Raw genomic sequence first — 18,331 nt, 5'->3', positions numbered from 1 at the left:
ACTGCAAATGCTGCTGCTTTGTAAAGCACCGCAGCCCTTTTTACAAGGGCGCTCTCATAAGGAGGGGGAGTATACACGACCTCTGCGCCTGGGTTGAACAATAGTTTTACAACCACCGCCGAGGACCCTACACTGCGCGGTATTGCAAAGAGGTAAAGAATAGCCATGCGTGTACTGGGAATTGAAACATCCTGCGATGAAACCGGCATCGCCATCTACGATGATGAAAACGGGCTTTTAGCCAACCAATTGTATAGTCAGGTGAAACTGCACGCTGACTACGGCGGCGTAGTGCCGGAGCTGGCCTCCCGCGATCACGTGCGTAAAACCGTGCCGCTGATCCAGGCCGCGCTGAAAGAGGCGAATCTGGCCGCCAAAGATATCGACGCCGTCGCCTACACCGCAGGCCCGGGCCTGGTCGGGGCGCTGCTGGTGGGGGCCACGGTCGGGCGCTCGCTGGCGTTCGCCTGGAACGTGCCGGCCATCGCGGTTCACCACATGGAGGGCCACCTGCTGGCACCCATGCTGGAAGAGAACCCGCCTGAGTTTCCGTTTGTGGCGCTGCTGGTCTCCGGCGGCCATACCCAGCTGATCGGCGTGACCGGTATCGGTCAGTACGAACTGCTGGGCGAATCCATTGACGATGCCGCGGGCGAAGCCTTTGATAAGACGGCGAAGCTGCTGGGGCTGGACTATCCCGGCGGGCCGATGCTGTCGAAAATGGCAGCCGAGGGCACGGAAGGGCGCTTTGTCTTCCCGCGTCCGATGACCGATCGTCCAGGGCTGGACTTCAGCTTCTCCGGCCTCAAGACCTTTGCCGCCAACACTATTCGTAACAGCGGTAATGATGACCAGACCCGGGCCGATATCGCTCGCGCCTTTGAGGATGCGGTGGTGGATACGCTGATGATCAAGTGCAAGCGTGCGCTGGATCAGACCGGCTTTACGCGCCTGGTGATGGCGGGCGGCGTCAGCGCCAACCGTACGCTGCGGGCGAAGCTGGCAGAGATGATGCAGAAGCGCCGGGGGGAAGTCTTCTACGCGCGTCCGGAGTTCTGTACCGATAACGGGGCGATGATCGCCTATGCGGGCATGGTGCGTTTGAAGGCGGGTAGTCTGGCCGACCTCGGCGTGACCGTGCGTCCGCGCTGGCCGCTGGCGGAGCTGCCTGCGGCATAATGTCCGTCCTTACTGCCCGGCGGCGCAAAGCTTGCCGGGCCTACTCTTCCTCTTTTACTTCCTTATCCTTCTCGCGCTTTTTCTTCAGCTTGGTCCAGATTTTGGTTTCCTGATGACGCCACAGGCGTTGAATGTTGTCGTGATGGCGGAGCAGGATCAGGCAGGAGAGCATGGAGACCGGGAAGGTAAACTGCGGCTTAAACCACCAGACGTAGAACGGGGCGATCAGCGCGCTGATAATCGCGCCCAGCGACGAGTAGCCGCTCAGCAAAATGGTCAGCAGCCAGGTTCCAGCCATCACCCCGGTAAGATCCCAGCCAATCGGCGCAATCGCGCCAAACGCGGTGGCAACGCCTTTGCCGCCTTTAAAACCAAAGAATACCGGCCAGATGTGGCCCAGGCAGGCGGCGATAGCAATCAGCCCAAGCCAGAACGGCGTGACGCCCAGCGCGTAAGCGCCCCACACCGGCAGCATGCCTTTCAGCACGTCAAAAATCAGTACCGCTACGGCCGCACCCTTGCCGCCAATTCGCAGGACGTTGGTCGCTCCGGGATTGCCGGAGCCACTCTCGCGAGGGTCAGGCAGACCCGCGATGCGGCAGACCAGAATGGCGCTGGAGATTGAGCCGCAAAGGTACGCGAGGAGGATCATTCCAGGCGCGATTGCACTCATAACGCTGTTCCGTTTTGAAAATGTCGTTTTATTCTCAGCATCCGTGGATAATACGCATAATTTTTTGAAAGTGGTATCCAGGTTAGCCAAAAAGCGGACGGTGCGTGATGGACATTGTATTTATAGAGCAACTTTCGGTAATCACCACGATCGGTGTTTATGACTGGGAGCAGACTATTGAGCAGAAGCTGGTGTTCGATATCGAAATGGCGTGGGACAACCGGGCGGCGGCGAAGAGCGATGACGTTAACGACTGCCTGAGCTATGCCGACATTGCCGATGCGGTGGTAGGCCACGTGGAAGGGCAGCGCTTTGCGCTGGTGGAGCGGGTGGCGGAAGAGGTGGCGGATCTGCTGCTGAGCCGGTTCAACTCGCCCTGGCTGCGTATCAAGGTGAGCAAGCCGGGGGCGGTCGCGCGGGCGGCCAACGTCGGGGTTATTATTGAGCGTGGCAATAGTCTGAAAGGAAAAGATTTAAATTCATAATTATTAAACCAAACGGCACTATATGGGTCTTACCTGCGTGCCTTTTCACGGCTTGCGGATGTAGAAGCCGTTTTTTATGTCTTTTAGGGGTTTAAGTGATGAGCGATATGCACTCCCTGCTGGTGGCGGCCATTCTGGGCGTTGTCGAAGGGTTAACTGAGTTTTTGCCGGTCTCCAGTACCGGCCACATGATCATTGTCGGCCACCTGCTGGGGTTCGAGGGTGACACGGCCAAAACCTTTGAGGTGGTGATCCAGCTGGGCTCGATCCTCGCGGTAGTGGTGATGTTCTGGCGTCGCCTGTTTGGCCTGATCGGCATCCACTTTGGCCATCCGCCGCACGAGGGTGAAGGCAAAGGGCGCTTAACGCTGATCCATATCCTGCTGGGGATGATCCCGGCGGTGGTACTGGGGCTGGTGTTCCATGACACGATCAAGAGCCTGTTCAACCCCATCAACGTGATGTATGCCCTGGTCGTCGGCGGCGTCCTGCTGATTGCCGCCGAGTGCCTGAAGCCGAAGACCCCGCGCGCACTAGGTCTGGATGATATGACCTATCGTCAGGCCTTTATGATTGGCTGCTTTCAGTGTCTGGCGCTGTGGCCGGGCTTCTCCCGCTCCGGGGCGACCATCTCCGGTGGGATGCTGATGGGCGTAAGCCGCTATGCCGCTTCGGAGTTCTCGTTCCTGCTGGCCGTGCCGATGATGATGGGCGCTACCGCGCTGGATCTCTACAAGAGCTACCACTTCCTGACGGCTGGCGATATTCCGATGTTTGCCGTTGGCTTTATCACCGCCTTTATCGTGGCGCTGGTGGCGATCAAAACCTTCCTGCAGCTGATTAAGCGGATCTCGTTTATTCCGTTTGCTATCTACCGCTTTATTGTGGCGGCGGCGGTCTACGTCGTTTTCTTCTAAGCGTTCAGGCGGCTGCCCTCACGCCTGTGGCTGAGGGCAGCGTGCCGCTTTCCACTTCGCTACCGCATCAATTCGCCGCTGGGTCAGCTCCTCGCGGATCTCTGCCCCCTTAAAGCCTGCCGCCACCACCTCTTTGGTCGATACCGCCTTCGCCACCTCCCACGCTTCGCGCAGCAGTCGTCCCTGCGGATAGTCTTTGGCTTCAAAGTGGGTGCGCCCGCGCACGTCGGCTTCGCTGGTCAGGGCGATCTGCTCCACACGCTGGGGCTTACGCCAGGCATCGATAGAGTCGAACAGCTTCACAATGGTCTGCGGTTTCAGGATAGGGAAGGTGTGAATGAGATCGTGGAACTCCGCCACCAGCTTAGCCAGATCGCGCAGCTCGTTAGGCACGCGCAGACGTTCGCACAGGTTGGCGACCAGCTTAACCCCTGCCAGGCCGTGTCCGTGATGGCGCGGCCATAGCGCCGGTGGGGTCAGGCCCTTGCCGAGATCGTGGCAGAGCGTGGCGAAGCGGACGTCGATATCCGGGCTGAGCATCGCCGCCATCGAGACCGTCATCAGCACGTGGATGCCGGTGTCGATCTCCGGATGCCACTTTGCCGGGGCAGGGATGCCAAACAGAACATCGAGCTCAGGGAACAGCACCTTCAGCGCGCCGCACTCGCGCAGCGTCATAAAGTAGACCTGCGGGTTGCGGCTGGCGAGGGCGTTCTCCGTCTCCTTCCAGACGCGCTCCGGCGTCAGATGCTCCAGCTCGCCAGCGGCGGTCATCTCGCGCATCAGCGCCATCGTTTCATCGGCGATACGGAAGCTGAGGTGAGCATAGCGGGCGGCAAAGCGCGCCACGCGCAGCACGCGCAGGGGATCTTCCCCAAAGGCGGGAGAGACATGGCGCAGGGTGCGGCTTTTAAGATCCGCCAGGCCATTGTAGGGGTCAATAATCTTACCGTCGGCGTCCTGGGCGAGGGCGTTGACGGTGAGGTCGCGGCGGAGCAGATCCTGCTCGAGGGTGACGTCGGGCGCGGCATAGCAGGAGAAGCCGGTATAGCCAAAGCCGGATTTCCGTTCGGTACGCGCCAGGGCGTACTCTTCCCGGCTTTTCGGGTGGAGGAACACGGGAAAATCGCGGCCAACCTGCTGGTAGCCTGCATCCAGCATCTCCTGTGGGGTCGCACCCACCACCACCCAGTCTTTATCTTTAACCGGTAGCCCTAACAACGCATCCCGAACAGCACCACCGACCAGATAACTCTTCACTACGCCACTCTCCTAACATACTTTTAACTGATGATACGTTAAGTGTAGAGAAAATGGCTAATCCGGTTCAGCTCATCCAGCGGTCTTTACGCTTGCGGCTAGGGATGATGTGCGGCAGCACCAGGCCCAGGAATAGCCCTGCGCCGAGCACGCCGCCGCCATACATAAACCACTGCATGATGATGGTGCGCTGCTTATCGTCCAGCTGCAGGTTCGCGGCGCTCACCTTCTTCTGCGCGACGATCAGCTGGTTTTTAAGCTGCTGATTCTCTTCTTTCAGGCCGTTGATCACGCTGTCGCTCTGGGCGACCTTCTGCTGCATGTCGGCGGTGCGCTGGTTCCAGGTATTATCGATGTTGGTCAGCTTATCGGTCAGGGTCTTAACCTGGTTCTCCAGATCCGGCACGCGGGTGCGCAGGCTCGGCTCACTGCTCAGCTCCTTCAACGGGATCCAGGCGGTACGACCGCTGCTGTCACGCACCTGACCGTAGTTTGAGTCACCGTTGGTTTGCAGCAGCGCAACCTCTTCGCCCGCGTTAACTGTACCCACGAGGCGATAGTTATCACCCGGGCCGCTACGAACCCAGGTATTTAGTTCATCCGAAACGTAACGCTTTTCTTCGGCATGGGCCACGGCAGAAACGCATACAAGTAAAAACAGTCCGGTCAGGCGTAATTTAGGCATTAGCAGTCATTTGTTGTCATAAAAAAAGTGGAACGATAGTAGTGGCATCAGTCTGACGACGCAAAGTATTCGGTATCAATCAGAATCATCTGGGTCGCAAACGATCGGCACCGTGGAAATTTGGCGCAAAATACTATCTACTGACAAACATCAAGGGCGTAAGTTCGCCGAAAATTTCACTGATGTGACATAACCATAAGTACAAGGCCATGACTCAAGAGATCGAACTGAAATTTATCGTTGACCCCTCCCGCGTGGATGCCCTGCGTAGTCATCTGCATACCCTGACGGATGAGCACGTTGCGCCTGCGACCCTGCTCAATATCTACTACGAGACGCCGGACAACTGGCTGCGTAGCCACGATATGGGCCTGCGCATTCGCGGCGCGCAGGATCGCTATGAGATGACGATTAAAACCGCCGGACGCACCGTGGGCGGCCTGCATCAGCGTCCGGAGTACAACGTTGCCATCGACAAGCCGGAGCTGGATCTTTCCCGCTTCCCGGCCGAGGCATGGCCGGAGGGCGGCCTGCCGGCGGATCTGGCTGAACGTGTGGGTCCGCTGTTCAGCACCCACTTCGATCGCGAGAAGTGGCTGGTTAACGTCGGCGACAGCCGGATTGAGATTGCGCTGGATCTTGGAGAAGTAAAGGCTGATGAGCTGGCTGAACCGATCTGCGAATTGGAGTTAGAGCTGCTGAGCGGCGCGGCGGAGGACGTCTTAAAGCTGGCGCGCCAGCTGGTGACCCAGACCGGCCTGCGCCAGGGCAGCCTGAGCAAGGCCGCCCGGGGCTACCATCTGGCGAAAGGCAACCCGCCACGCCCACTGCGGGCGACGGAGATCCTGACCGTCGCGCCGAAAGCGAGCGTAGAGCAGGGGCTGGAGGCGGCGCTGGAGCTGGCGCTCTCCCAGTGGCAGTACCATGAGGAGCTGTGGGTCCGCGGCGACAAAAACGCGCAGGCGCAGACCCTGGCCGCTATCGCCCTGGTACGGCATACCCTGATGCTGTTTGGCGGCATTGTGCCGCGCAAAGCGAGCGCTCGCTTACGCGATCTGCTGACTCAGTCGGAGGCGACCATTACGTCAGCGGTCTCTGCCGTCACGGCGGTGTACAGCCCCGAGATCGCCACGGCGAAGCTGGCCCTGACCGAGTGGCTGGTGACCCGCGCCTGGCGTACGTTCCTGGATGACAAGGCGCAGGCTAAAATCAACGACTCGTTTAAGCGCTTTGCCGATATCAACCTGGCGCGCCACGCCGCCGAGCTGAAACGTAACTTTGCCCAGCCGCTGATGGATAAGTACCAGGACCAGCTTCCGCGCCTGGCGCGCGACATCGACAGCATGCTGCTGCTGGCGGGCTACTATGACCACGTCCGCGCCCAGGCGTGGCTGGAGAACTGGCAGGGCTTGCAGCACGCCATCAAAACCCGCCAGCGCATTGAAATTGAACACTTCCGTAACGAAGCCATTGTGCAGGAGCCGTTCTGGCTGCACAGCGGAAAACGCTAACTCAGGCAAAGGATCCCCCTCATGATGCCGCTCTCTTCGCCGCTTCAGCAGCACTGGCAGACCCTGGTTGAACGTCTGCCGGATACACTCTCCGCCTCCACGCTTAGCGCAGAGGCGAAGTCAGTGCTTACTTTTAGTGATTTTGTGCAGGGCAGCGTTGCCGCACATCCCGAGTGGCTGACGGCGCTAGAGAGCGAGCCACCGCAGGCGGAGGAGTGGCAGTCCTATCCGGCGTGGCTCCAGGAGGCGCTGACGGCGGTCAGTGACGAAGCGTCGCTGATGCGCGAGCTGCGCCTGTTCCGCCGCCGCATCATGGTGCGCATCGCCTGGGCGCAGGCCCTGCGGCGGGTGCCCGAGGAGAGTACGCTTAAACAGCTTAGCGCCCTGGCGGAGACGCTGATTGTCAGCGCTCGCGACTGGCTCTACGACGCCTGCTGCCGGGAGTGGGGCACGCCGTGCAGCGCCGACGGCACGCCGCAGCCGCTGCTGATCCTCGGCATGGGCAAGCTGGGGGGCTTTGAGCTGAACTTCTCCTCAGATATCGATCTTATCTTCTCCTGGCCGGAGAACGGCGCAACCCGCGGCGGCCGTCGCGAGCTGGATAACGCCCAGTTCTTCACCCGCCTCGGACAGCGGCTGATCAAGGTGCTCGACCAGCCCACCCAGGACGGCTTTGTCTACCGGGTGGATATGCGCCTGCGCCCCTTCGGCGACAGCGGTCCGCTGGTCCTGAGCTTTGCTGCGCTGGAGGATTATTACCAGGAGCAGGGGCGCGACTGGGAGCGCTACGCGATGGTCAAGGCGCGGATCATGGGCGACAACGACGGCGTCTACGCCAGCGAACTGCGGGCCATGCTGCGTCCCTTTGTTTTCCGCCGCTATATCGATTTCAGCGTCATCCAGTCGCTGCGCAACATGAAGAGCATGATCGCCCGCGAAGTGCGGCGCCGCGGACTGAAAGACAACATCAAGCTGGGGGCGGGCGGCATCCGTGAGGTGGAGTTTATCGTTCAGGTCTTCCAGCTGATCCGTGGCGGCCGCGAGCCGTCGCTCCAGCAGCGCTCGCTGCTGCCGACCCTGACCGCCATCGATCAGCTTCATCTTCTGCCGGCGGGGGATGCCGACACGCTGCGGGCGGCCTACCTCTGGCTGCGTCGGCTGGAGAATCTCCTGCAAAGCATCAACGACGAACAGACCCAGACCCTGCCGGGAGATGAGCTTAACCGCGCCCGGCTGGCCTGGGGAATGGGCGTCGCCGACTGGCAGGCACTCAGCGACGCCCTGGATCGGCACATGGCCGCCGTGCGGCGTATCTTTAACGAGCTGATTGGCGATGACGATACCGACACCCAGGACGAGCAGCTGTCGGAGCAGTGGCGCGAGCTGTGGCAGGATACGCTGGAAGACGATGATGCCACGCCGGTGCTGGCGCATCTTTCGGATAGCGACCGTATCCGGGTGGTGGCGCTGATCGCCGATTTTCGCCGGGAGCTGACGCGCAGGACCATTGGCCCACGTGGTCGCCAGGTGCTCGATCACCTGATGCCGCACCTGCTTAGCCAGGTCTGCCCCCGTGCCGACGCACCGGTGCCGCTGGCGCGTCTGATGCCGCTCCTGACCGGGATTGTCACGCGCACCACCTATATTGAGCTGCTGAGCGAGTTTCCCGGCGCGCTCAAGCACCTGATCTCTCTCTGCGCCGCCTCGCCGATGGTCGCCAGCCAGCTGGCGCGCTATCCGCTGCTGCTGGATGAGCTGCTGGATCCTAATACGCTCTACCAGCCGACGGCGATGGACGCCTACCGGGACGAGCTGCGCCAGTATCTTCTCCGCGTGCCGGAGGAGGATGAAGAGCAGCAGCTGGAAGCCCTGCGCCAGTTCAAGCAGGCGCAGCTGCTGCGCGTGGCGGCGGCGGATATTGCCGGTACGCTGCCGGTGATGAAAGTGAGCGATCACTTAACGTGGCTGGCAGAAGCGATGATCGACGCGGTGGTCCAGCAGGCGTGGACCCAGATGGTGGCGCGCTTTGGTCAGCCAAAGCACCTGCGCGATCGGGAGGGGCGCGGCTTTGCGGTAGTAGGCTACGGCAAGCTCGGCGGCTGGGAGCTGGGTTACAGCTCCGATCTCGACCTGGTCTTCCTCCACGACTGCCCGGCAGACGTGATGACCGACGGCGAGCGGGAGATCGATGGCCGCCAGTTCTACCTGCGCCTCGCCCAGCGCATCATGCACCTCTTCAGCACTCGCACCTCGTCGGGCATTCTCTATGAGGTGGACGCCCGCCTGCGGCCCTCCGGCGCGGCGGGAATGCTGGTCACTACCGCTGACGCCTTTGCGGACTATCAGCAGAACGAGGCGTGGACGTGGGAGCACCAGGCGCTGGTGCGCGCCCGGGTGGTGTACGGCGATCCGCAGCTTAAATCCCGCTTCGACGAGATCCGCCGCACCATCCTGATGACCCCCCGCGACGGGGAGAAACTGCAAACCGAGGTACGGGAGATGCGCGAGAAGATGCGCGCCCACCTTGGCAACAAGCACCGGGAGCGTTTCGACCTGAAGGCCGACGCGGGCGGCATTACCGACATTGAGTTTATCGCCCAGTACCTGGTGCTGGGCCACGCTCACCAGAAGCCAAAGCTGACGCGCTGGTCCGATAACGTGCGCATCCTTGAGCTGCTGGCGCAGAACGACATTATGGATGAGCAGGAGGCGCAGGCACTGACCCACGCCTATACCACGCTGCGCGATGCGCTACACCATCTGGCGCTGCAGGAGCAGCCCGGTCACGTGCCGGAAACGGAGTTTGCCGAAGAGCGTGGACAGGTCAGTGCCAGCTGGCAGAAGTGGCTGCTAAAACCGTGCGCGCAAAATTAAGTATGATATTATCGCGCGCAAATTTTGCATTTCGAGGGGACAGGAATGAAAGTAACGCTGCCAGAGTTTGAACGTGCAGGGGTGATGGTCGTCGGTGACGTGATGTTAGATCGCTACTGGTATGGCCCGACCAGCCGTATCTCACCGGAAGCGCCTGTACCGGTGGTCAAGGTCGATGCGGTTGAGGAGCGGCCTGGCGGCGCGGCGAACGTGGCGATGAACATTGCCTCTCTTGGCGCCCACTCGCGGCTGGTCGGCCTGACCGGCATCGATGACGCCGCGCGCGCGCTGAGCAAGACGCTGGCCGATGTCAACGTCAAGTGCGACTTCGTCTCCGTTCCGACCCATCCTACTATTACCAAACTGCGCGTGCTGTCGCGCAACCAGCAGCTGATCCGCCTCGACTTTGAAGAGGGTTTTGAGGGCGTGGATCCCGAGCCGCTGCACGAACGCATTAACCAGGCGCTGGGCAATATCGGCGCGCTGGTGCTCTCCGACTACGGCAAGGGCGCGCTGGCCAGCGTGCAGCAGATGATCGCGCTGGCGCGCAAGACCAACGTGCCGGTACTTATCGATCCGAAAGGCAACGATTTCGAACGCTATCGTGGGGCGACCCTGCTGACGCCGAACCTCTCCGAGTTTGAGGCGGTGGCCGGGAAGTGTAAAAACGAAGCGGAGATCGTTGAGCGCGGCATGAAGCTGATCGCCGATTTCGATCTCTCTGCCCTACTGGTTACCCGCTCCGAACAGGGGATGACGCTGCTGCAGCCGGGCAAAGCGCCGCTGCATATGCCGACCCAGGCGCAGGAGGTCTACGACGTGACCGGCGCGGGCGACACGGTGATTGGCGTGCTGGCGGCAACGCTGGCGGCGGGCAACTCGCTGGAAGAGGCCTGCTACTTTGCTAACGCTGCGGCAGGCGTCGTGGTGGGTAAACTCGGGACCTCTACCGTTTCCCCTATCGAACTTGAGAACGCCGTACGCGGTCGCTCAGAAACCGGGTTCGGGGTGATGAACGAAGAGGAGCTGAAGCAGGCGGTGGCGGCTGCACGCAAGCGCGGTGAGAAGGTGGTGATGACCAACGGCGTGTTCGATATTTTGCATGCGGGTCACGTCTCCTACCTCGCTAACGCACGCAAGCTCGGCGATCGCCTGATCGTGGCGGTGAACAGCGATGCTTCAACCAGCCGGCTGAAAGGGCCGACCCGTCCGGTTAACCCGCTTGAGCAGCGCATGATTGTGCTCGGCGCGCTGGAAGCCGTGGACTGGGTAGTGTCGTTCGAAGAGGATACGCCGCAGCGCCTGATCGCTGGGATCCTGCCGGATCTGCTGGTGAAGGGCGGCGACTACAAGCCGGAAGATATCGCGGGCAGCAAAGAGGTATGGGCAAACGGCGGCGATGTGCAGGTGCTGAACTTCGAGGACGGCTGCTCAACCACCAACATCATCAAGAAGATCCAGAAAAACTGATCCTGTAGGCCGGGCAAACGCATTGCCGCCCGGCGTTGCAGTATCAGCACAGTCATGCCCGGTGGCGCTACGCTTACCGGGCCTACAACGTGCACCGCACCCACCGTAGGCCGGGCAAACGCATTGCCGCCCGGCGTTGCAGTATCAGCACAGTCATGCCCGGTGGCGCTACGCTTACCGGGCCTACAACGTGCACCGCACCCACCGTAGGCCGGGCAAACGCATTGCCGCCCGGCGTTGCAGTATCAGCACAGTCATGCCCGGTGGCGCTACGCTTACCAGGCCTACAACGTGCACCGCACTCACCGTAGGCCGGGCAAACGCAGTGCCACCCGACGTTATAGTATCAGCACAGTCATGCCCGGTGGCGCTACGCTTACCGGGCAATACGGACTACAGGATCAATCAATATTCTCCACCGGCGGAATAGCCGGTGCGGGCTTCACTTCGCTCGGCAGATCCTGCGCCTGAGCCGGTTCAGCCGACGTGGCCGCCGGGCGGTTCTCCAGATCGCTGATGCGCTGCTCCAGCGCGGTCAGTTTCTCACGGGTGCGCAGCAGTACCTGCGTCTGGACATCAAACTCTTCACGGCTCACCAGGTCGAGTCGCGCCAGCTGGGATTGCAGCGTCTGGCGGATCTTCTTCTCTACATCCTCACCGAATTCACGAATGCCTTTTGGCATGGACTCGTGAACCTGGCGGGCGATCTGTTCAATTTTTTTCGGGTCAATCATAGTCGTTTCCCTGAACTGGTAAGTATTAACATTAGTGTAGCGTGGATTAGTGTAACGTGGATTATGCTACGTGAAAGCAGAATTGTTACGGTGAATGGATTGCCGGAGATAATCAATAGCGTTATAGTTAATCCGCTTATTCTCAGGGCGGGGCGAAATTCCCCACCGGCGGTAAATCAGCTCAGGCTGAAAGCCCGCGAGCGCTCCACGCAGTGCATCATGTCATGCAGGGAGGTCAGCAGATCCGGTGTAATTCCGGGGCCGACGGTTAAAGTCCGGATGGGAGAGAGTAACGATCCAGCCGGGTTTGCGCCTGCTCACGTTATTTTTTTGCCGCTTGCGGTACTCCTAAGACTGCCCTGATTCTGGTAACCATAATTTTAATGAGGTTTTTATTACCATGAATCAGACGCTACTTTCCTCTTTTGGCACGCCATTCGAACGTGTGGAACACGCTTTAGACGCACTGCGCAACGGGCGCGGTGTTATGGTGCTTGACGATGAAGATCGTGAAAACGAAGGCGATATGATCTTCGCCGCAGAAACCATGACCGTTGAGCAGATGGCGCTGACTATTCGCCACGGCAGCGGTATTGTCTGCCTCTGCCTGACCGAAGAGCGCCGTAAACAGCTCGATCTGCCGATGATGGTAGAGAACAATACCAGCGCCTACGGTACCGGCTTTACCGTGACCATCGAAGCCGCTACCGGTGTGTCGACCGGCGTCTCTGCCGCTGACCGCGTGACCACTATACGCGCGGCGATTGCCGACGGTGCTAAGCCATCCGATCTCAACCGTCCCGGCCACGTCTTCCCGCTGCGCGCGCAGCCGGGTGGGGTGCTGACCCGCGGCGGCCACACCGAGGCGACCATTGATCTCGTGACGCTGGCGGGCTTCAAACCGGCCGGCGTACTCTGCGAGCTGACCAACGATGACGGCTCGATGGCGCGCGCGCCGGAGTGCATCGAATTTGCCAAAGCGCATGAGATGGCCGTTGTGACCATCGAAGATCTGGTGGCCTACCGCCGCGAGCAGGAACGTAAAGCCAGCTAAGCGCTGACGCGAGATAAAACAGAGCCGGGCATGCCCGGCTCTGTTGTTTCTGGTCTTTCGTCTGATTAGCCCGCAAAGCCGATGCTCTGCAGCAGCACCAGGCTTAGTCCCATCACCGACATGCCGCACAGCACGCCGTAGCTCGGGTTGTTGTGGGGATCGATCTCTTTTGCCAGCGGCATCAGCTCATCCACCGACAGCGCCACCATGATCCCGGCCACCGCCGCCATGATCGCCGCCATCACGACCGGCGAGACCAGGCTGCCAAGGATCAGCCACGCCAGCACGCCGCCTAAAATCTCCGCGAGTCCTGAGATCCCTGCCCACATCACCGCTTTACGCTTTGATCCCGTGGCGGCATAGACCGGCGCTGCCACCGCCAGCCCCTCGGGAATGTTGTGCAGGGCGACCGCCAGGGCGATGCCCAGCCCCAGCTCAAGGTTACTGCTGGCCGTCACGTAGGTGGCCACGCCTTCGGGGAAGTTGTGCAGGCTGATGCCGAGCGTCAGCAGGATCGCCGTGCGCTTGATATTGCTCGGCAGCGTTTTGCTGCTGGCGCGCATAAGATCCTGCGCATGGGCGTGGGGGAGCAGGCGATCGAGGCCATAGTAGCCCAGCAGGCCGACGATAAACATGCCGTAGCCAAGCACCGGCGACATCCCCTCGGTACCGAGCGCAGCGGGGAGCATCTCCATCAGCGAGATCAGCAGCATGATCCCGGCGGCAAATCCCAGCGAAAAGGCCAGCACGCGGTTGGAAGGCTTCTGGCCAAGCACGCCGAGGATCGCGCCAATAAAGGTGGCCGCACCGGCTAATAAGGTCAGAATCAACGGGACCGACATTCAGAACTCCTTGTGATAATGATTCTCATTAATATTATTGAACACTGCCCCGTAAGGCGAGAGGGTAAGTCACTCTTTACGCATTTCTTACATTCAAATTATCTGATGATCTTCATCATGCTTATCTGAGTTCATCCTCCACGGGAAAAGCGTACTCTGCTTCTATCAAAATGACACTTTTTCTGAGGATATCATCATGTCTGCGTCTCGTATGCCAGCGCTGTTTTTGGGCCACGGCAGCCCGATGAATGTGCTGGAAGATAACATCTATACCCGCGCCTGGGGCAAGCTTGGGCAGACGCTGCCGCGCCCGAAGGCCATCGTGGTGATCTCTGCCCACTGGTTTACCCGCGGCACCGGCGTGACGGCAATGGAAACGCCGAAGACGATTCATGACTTTGGCGGTTTCCCGCAGGCGCTCTTTGATACGCACTATCCCGCGCCAGGCTCCCCCGAACTGGCGCAGCGGCTGGTGGATCTGCTGGCACCGGTCCCCGTCGCGCTGGATAAAGAGGCGTGGGGATTTGACCACGGCTCGTGGGGCGTGCTGATCAAGATGTATCCGAATGCCGATATTCCAATGGTGCAGCTGAGCGTGGACAGCACTAAACCCGCCGCCTGGCACTATGAGATGGGCCGTAGGCTGGCTCAGCTGCGTGATGAGGGCATTATGCTGGTGGCTAGCGGCAACGTGGTGCATAACCTACGCACCGCACGCTGGCATGGGGAGAGCACGCCCTACGCATGGGCGGCATCGTTTAATGATTACGTGAAGGCTAATCTTACCTGGCAGGGGCCGGTTGAGCAGCATCCGCTGGTGAACTATCTGCAGCACGAGGGCGGCTCGCTGTCGAACCCGACGCCGGAGCACTTCCTGCCGCTGCTCTACGTGCTCGGCGCGTGGGATGGCGCAGAGCCGGTGACGATCCCGGTAGAGGGGATGGAGATGGGCAGCATCAGCATGCTGTCGGTGCAGGTGGGTTAATAACAAAACGCCCGGTGGCGCTACGCTTACCGGGCCTACGTGTTATAGCTATTCGACAAAAATATGCGGATAGAAGCGGGAGAGATCCTGAGTGATCAACGCCCGATCCTCGCGGATGCCAATCCCGGCGGGTTGATCGTTGATCAGCCAGCTGCCGATCAGCACATAGCTATCGCCAAATTTTGGTAACGGGTAGAACTGCTGGACGATCATGCCCTCTTCACCGTAGGGGCCCTCTACCTGCTCGATAGTCTGGCCGTTTTCCACGATAGAGACGTTGGCCCCTTCGCGAGAGAAGATCGGCTTCACGACGTATTTCTCTAACGGTGGATGGTCATCTTCGGCAAAGTAAGCGGGCAGCAGGTTCGGATGATCCGGGAACATCTCCCACAGCATCGGCAGCAGCGCTTTGTTAGAGATAATGCTCTTCCAGGCTGGCTCCAGCCAGCGCACGCCAGCATCCTCTAGCTTGGTAGAGAAGACTTCGCGCAGCATATACTCCCACGGGTAGAGCTTGAACAGGTTGCTGATCACCTGATCCTGCAGATCGGTGAACTGACCTTTTTCGCCCAGCCCAATATCTTCGATATAGAGAAACTCAGTGGCGACGCCCGCTTCGGCGGCGCAGTCCTGCAGATACTGCACCGTGCCGCGATCCTCAACGGTATCGCGGCAGCAGGCCAGATGGAGCAGGCTAAAGCCGTACTGCTCGCGCAGTTCGTCGAAGCGCTCGATCAGCTTCTCCTGCAGGCTGTTGAACTGATCGCTCTCCGGCGGCAGCTTGCCCGCGTTCTGCTGGTCTTCCAGCCAGATCCACTGGAAAAAGGCGGCTTCGTACAGCGAAGTAGGGGTGTCGGCGTTGTTCTCCAGCAGCTTGGGTTCACCCACACCGTCCCACGCCAGATCGAGGCGCGAGTAGAGCGATGGCTGCTGCGTCTGCCATGCCTGGCGCACAAAGCTCCAGGTGTGTTTCGGAATGCGGAATTTGGTCATTAGCTCATCGCTGGCGACGACCTTCTCCACTACCTTCAGGCACATCTGATGCAGCTCGGCGGTAACCTCTTCGAGCTTCTCAACCTGCGCAAGGCTGAATTTGTAGTAGGCCTCTTCACACCAGTACGGCTCACCGTACATGGTGTGAAAATTAAAGCCGTACTCGGTCGCTTTTTCGCGCCAGTCCGGGCGCTCGGCAATCGTGACTCGTTCCATGAGGCTTAACCCCCCATTGAGCGTGAAGAGGAGGTGCCGACGGCGCTACGCTGCATAGTGGACTGTTTGGCAACCGACTCACCGAAGCCGCCACGCGTTACCGTAGAGGTGGTCGCGGGTTTCGGGGCCAGCGCGGTTTTGGGTACGGTCGCGGTGCGGCCTGGCTGGGCTGCGCCGTAGCTTTTACCCGAGGCGTCGGTGTACTGGCCGTAGGCCGGGCTGGCTGGGTTACGCGAGCTAAACAGCGGCTGCTGGGCGAAGCCCGCACCGCCGCCCATCAGGCGTCCCATCATGTAGCCCGCCATCAGCGGCATCCAGAAGCTGCCGCTGCTCTGCTGGGCCTGAGCCTGGTTCTCCGGCGCGACGCCCGCCTGGGCAGGCGCCTGCTGGCACTGACCTTCACCAAACTCGGCGACGCACTCTTCACGCGTCTTATATTTCGGCGCGGTGCGCTCGGCCTCTTTCAGGGCATTGTTGTACGCGGTAGTACATTCGGCGCTTTTACCCGGATTTGCGGTCGAGCAGTCATCAGCGTTTTGATACATCGATACCGTCTCATCGCTCTGTTCGCAGCCCGCCAGCATAAATGCGGCGGTAAGGGCGAAAGCGACAGGGGTAAGGTGACGAGCGCCCCAGCTTTTGCGGAACGTCGCATGATTAATCGTTTTTGTCCGTTTCATATGTCTCTTTTAAAACCCAGAGTTAAAGCGAGGTAGCTACTGTTCAGGATAGAGGATGAGTGGTCGAAATTGAAGCGGAATGAGGCGGAATGCGGGTATGGAGCAGGGATCTTTACGTTGTCTTACGTTGAAACGGGGGCAAGCGCCCCCATCTCGTTTTCATAGCAATTTCAAACGCGCGCTTAGCGTGGCAGCGCGGCGTTGAGCAGGCCGTTACCGTTAGCATCACCGTTGCTATCCGGGGCGCTGTTCTGCACGCGCGCGTCCTGTTCAGGCGTGGACGGGGCGACGGCTTCCGGCGTGGTGGCGACCGGTTTACCCAAGGCGCCGTTCAGGGCCAGCAGGTCCTGCTCGTTCAGCGTACCGAGAGCAGATTTAATTCTCAGCTGGTTAATCAGGTAGTTGTAACGCGCGCTGGAGAGCTGCTGCTTGGCGTTATAGAGCGTAGTGGTCGCATCCAGTACGTCAACGATGGTACGGGTACCCACCGAGTAGCCTGCTTCGGTGGCATCCAGCGAGCTCTGGGCAGAGACCACGGACTGTTTGTAGGCGTTGATGCTGCTGATGGAGGCGTTAACGTTGTTATAGGAGGAGCGCACGGTCTGCACCACGCTGCGGTGGGCGGTCTCCAGCTGCTCGCTTGCGCCAACAAAGTTGTACTGCGCCTGTTTCACCTGGGAGTTCACCAGACCACCCTGATAGAGCGGCAGGGAGAAGCTCAGGCCGACCTTGTTCTGACCGATGTTGCTGTCGTCATAGGCCGAACCCTGGGCGCCGCTGGTGCGGGAGCCGCTGTAGGAGGTGTCAGAGACGCTGCTTGAGGCGGTTAAATCCAGGGTTGGCAGATGACCATCCTGCGCCAGACGGATCTGCTCGCGAGCCAGATCCTGGGAGAGGCGTGCCTGTAACAGGGAGAGGTTACGGCTCTCGGCCTCTTTCAGCAGGGCATTCACCGGCTGCGGCTTATCGGTCTGGAAGCGGTCGACGTTCAGCGACGCCAGCTCCGGATAGTAGTTACCGGTTACCTGACGCAGCTGCTCAACGGCGTTGTCCAGGTTGTTACGGGCGGTCACTTCGTCTGCCAGCACGGTATCGTACTGAGAGCGGGCGTTCTGCACGTCGGTAATGGCAACCAGGCCTACGTTGAAGCGCTGGGTGGTTTGATCCAGCTGGCGATAGATAGCCTGTTTCTGCGCTTGTGTATAAGAGAGCGCATCGATGGCGCTTAATACGTTAAAATAGGCAGTAGCGGTGTTAAGGATCAGCGTCTGCTGATCGGTCTGGAACGTGACATCCTGAATGCCCGCCGATTTCTCTTGCAGGGTCAGGGCACGCCATTTTGACATATCGAACAGGGTCTGCGTCAGCTGTAAAGAGGCGCTGGTAGAGTTGCTATCGAGACCATTCTGGTCGCGGAACCCGTTGCTGTAGGTGTAGTCTGCGCCTAAACCGAGCTGGGGCAGTAATGGGCTGCGCGCTTCGTTGATTTTCTCAAATGCGGCATCGCGATCCGCGGCAGATCTGCGCAGTTCAGGGTTACTGAGACGCGCTTGCTGATAAACCTGAAGCAGGTTCTCTGCCTGACTCATCGTACTGAAAGCGGCCAGGCTCAGGCCGATAAGCATGGGGAGCAATTTCTTCATTTGCATTCCTTGTTACGAAGCTTTGTTAGCGCTAATGAAATTAAAAAAATAAGGCCGATTCTAGCAGAAAGTGCCGCTGCAAAAGGTTGGCGTTAAGTGCCATCCGGCGTTAATTTGCACCAATCTACCA

General features: G+C 59.9%; 16 protein-coding genes and 1 riboswitch. Of the genes, 8 read left to right on the top strand and 8 right to left on the bottom strand.

The window, feature by feature from the left end; translation table 11 throughout:
• The first annotated feature begins 165 nt into the window (after positions 1–165).
• On the top strand, positions 166–1,179 hold the full coding sequence (gene tsaD / locus RTX96_RS07375) for a tRNA (adenosine(37)-N6)-threonylcarbamoyltransferase complex transferase subunit TsaD (RefSeq protein ID WP_103820798.1): 1,014 nt from the start codon (positions 166–168) through the stop codon (positions 1,177–1,179).
• 40 nt (positions 1,180–1,219) lie between these two features.
• Here tsaD and plsY read toward each other — a convergent pair whose 3' ends face one another.
• Complete coding sequence (plsY, locus tag RTX96_RS07370) at positions 1,220–1,852, bottom strand: glycerol-3-phosphate 1-O-acyltransferase PlsY (protein WP_103820797.1); 633 nt, start codon at positions 1,850–1,852, stop codon at positions 1,220–1,222.
• A gap of 107 nt (positions 1,853–1,959) precedes the next feature.
• Here plsY and folB point away from each other — a divergent pair, with 107 nt between their 5' ends.
• Together folB and bacA are read left to right on the top strand one after the other, a co-directional pair.
• A complete protein-coding gene (gene folB / locus RTX96_RS07365; protein ID WP_042390291.1) occupies positions 1,960–2,337 on the top strand; it encodes a bifunctional dihydroneopterin aldolase/7,8-dihydroneopterin epimerase in 378 nt (125 codons plus the stop codon).
• Between the two features lie 98 nt (positions 2,338–2,435).
• Positions 2,436–3,254, top strand: coding sequence for an undecaprenyl-diphosphate phosphatase (gene bacA / locus RTX96_RS07360; protein ID WP_312670636.1), 819 nt, complete (start codon positions 2,436–2,438; stop codon positions 3,252–3,254).
• 18 nt (positions 3,255–3,272) lie between these two features.
• Here the strand turns inward: bacA and RTX96_RS07355 are convergent, their stop codons facing one another.
• Both RTX96_RS07355 and RTX96_RS07350 read right to left on the bottom strand, forming a co-directional pair.
• Positions 3,273–4,514: a multifunctional CCA addition/repair protein gene (locus RTX96_RS07355; RefSeq protein ID WP_312670635.1), complete on the bottom strand. Its 1,242-nt coding sequence runs from the start codon at positions 4,512–4,514 to the stop codon at positions 3,273–3,275.
• A 67-nt stretch (positions 4,515–4,581) separates the two neighbouring features.
• Positions 4,582–5,199: a TIGR04211 family SH3 domain-containing protein gene (locus RTX96_RS07350; protein WP_103820794.1), complete on the bottom strand. Its 618-nt coding sequence runs from the start codon at positions 5,197–5,199 to the stop codon at positions 4,582–4,584.
• A gap of 209 nt (positions 5,200–5,408) precedes the next feature.
• Here RTX96_RS07350 and RTX96_RS07345 point away from each other — a divergent pair, with 209 nt between their 5' ends.
• The 3 genes from RTX96_RS07345 to hldE are packed head-to-tail and all read left to right on the top strand — an operon-like array spanning position 5,409 to position 11,054.
• Positions 5,409–6,710 carry an inorganic triphosphatase gene (locus RTX96_RS07345; protein ID WP_103820793.1) on the top strand — a complete coding sequence of 434 codons (1,302 nt, stop codon included), beginning with the start codon at positions 5,409–5,411 and terminating at the stop codon, positions 6,708–6,710.
• A gap of 21 nt (positions 6,711–6,731) precedes the next feature.
• On the top strand, positions 6,732–9,584 hold the full coding sequence (glnE, locus tag RTX96_RS07340) for a bifunctional [glutamate--ammonia ligase]-adenylyl-L-tyrosine phosphorylase/[glutamate--ammonia-ligase] adenylyltransferase (protein ID WP_181016637.1): 2,853 nt from the start codon (positions 6,732–6,734) through the stop codon (positions 9,582–9,584).
• A gap of 45 nt (positions 9,585–9,629) precedes the next feature.
• On the top strand, positions 9,630–11,054 hold the full coding sequence (gene hldE, locus RTX96_RS07335) for a bifunctional D-glycero-beta-D-manno-heptose-7-phosphate kinase/D-glycero-beta-D-manno-heptose 1-phosphate adenylyltransferase HldE (protein ID WP_312268588.1): 1,425 nt from the start codon (positions 9,630–9,632) through the stop codon (positions 11,052–11,054).
• A 401-nt stretch (positions 11,055–11,455) separates the two neighbouring features.
• On the opposite strand, the gene ubiK is transcribed toward hldE, so the two are convergent.
• Entirely contained in the window at positions 11,456–11,788 is a 333-nt protein-coding gene (ubiK, locus tag RTX96_RS07330; RefSeq protein ID WP_312268587.1) for a ubiquinone biosynthesis accessory factor UbiK, read from the bottom strand.
• 134 nt (positions 11,789–11,922) lie between these two features.
• Positions 11,923–12,083, top strand: a riboswitch (FMN riboswitch).
• A 105-nt stretch (positions 12,084–12,188) separates the two neighbouring features.
• On the opposite strand from ubiK, the gene ribB reads away from it, so the two are divergent.
• Positions 12,189–12,842, top strand: a complete 654-nt coding sequence (gene ribB, locus RTX96_RS07325; protein ID WP_103820790.1) for a 3,4-dihydroxy-2-butanone-4-phosphate synthase — start codon at positions 12,189–12,191, stop codon at positions 12,840–12,842.
• A 65-nt stretch (positions 12,843–12,907) separates the two neighbouring features.
• Here the strand turns inward: ribB and zupT are convergent, their stop codons facing one another.
• Positions 12,908–13,684, bottom strand: a complete 777-nt coding sequence (gene zupT / locus RTX96_RS07320) for a zinc transporter ZupT (RefSeq protein WP_103820789.1) — start codon at positions 13,682–13,684, stop codon at positions 12,908–12,910.
• Between the two features lie 196 nt (positions 13,685–13,880).
• On the opposite strand from zupT, the gene ygiD reads away from it, so the two are divergent.
• Positions 13,881–14,669, top strand: a complete 789-nt coding sequence (gene ygiD, locus RTX96_RS07315; RefSeq protein WP_312670634.1) for a 4,5-DOPA dioxygenase extradiol — start codon at positions 13,881–13,883, stop codon at positions 14,667–14,669.
• Positions 14,670–14,717: 48 nt separating this feature from the next.
• Here the strand turns inward: ygiD and RTX96_RS07310 are convergent, their stop codons facing one another.
• The 3 genes from RTX96_RS07310 to tolC form a co-directional block, all read right to left on the bottom strand.
• A complete protein-coding gene (locus RTX96_RS07310) occupies positions 14,718–15,878 on the bottom strand; it encodes a glutathionylspermidine synthase family protein (RefSeq protein ID WP_312268584.1) in 1,161 nt (386 codons plus the stop codon).
• A gap of 5 nt (positions 15,879–15,883) precedes the next feature.
• Entirely contained in the window at positions 15,884–16,558 is a 675-nt protein-coding gene (locus tag RTX96_RS07305; RefSeq protein ID WP_312268583.1) for a DUF1190 family protein, read from the bottom strand.
• A 182-nt stretch (positions 16,559–16,740) separates the two neighbouring features.
• Positions 16,741–18,201 carry an outer membrane channel protein TolC gene (tolC, locus tag RTX96_RS07300; protein WP_312670633.1) on the bottom strand — a complete coding sequence of 487 codons (1,461 nt, stop codon included), beginning with the start codon at positions 18,199–18,201 and terminating at the stop codon, positions 16,741–16,743.
• Positions 18,202–18,331 lie beyond the last annotated feature (130 nt).

It is taken from the genome of Pseudescherichia sp. (assembly GCF_032052675.1).
Lineage (GTDB): Bacteria > Pseudomonadota > Gammaproteobacteria > Enterobacterales > Enterobacteriaceae > Pseudescherichia.
Note: the sequence above shows the minus strand (reverse complement) of the source record. Positions and strands in the feature narration are given on the sequence as shown.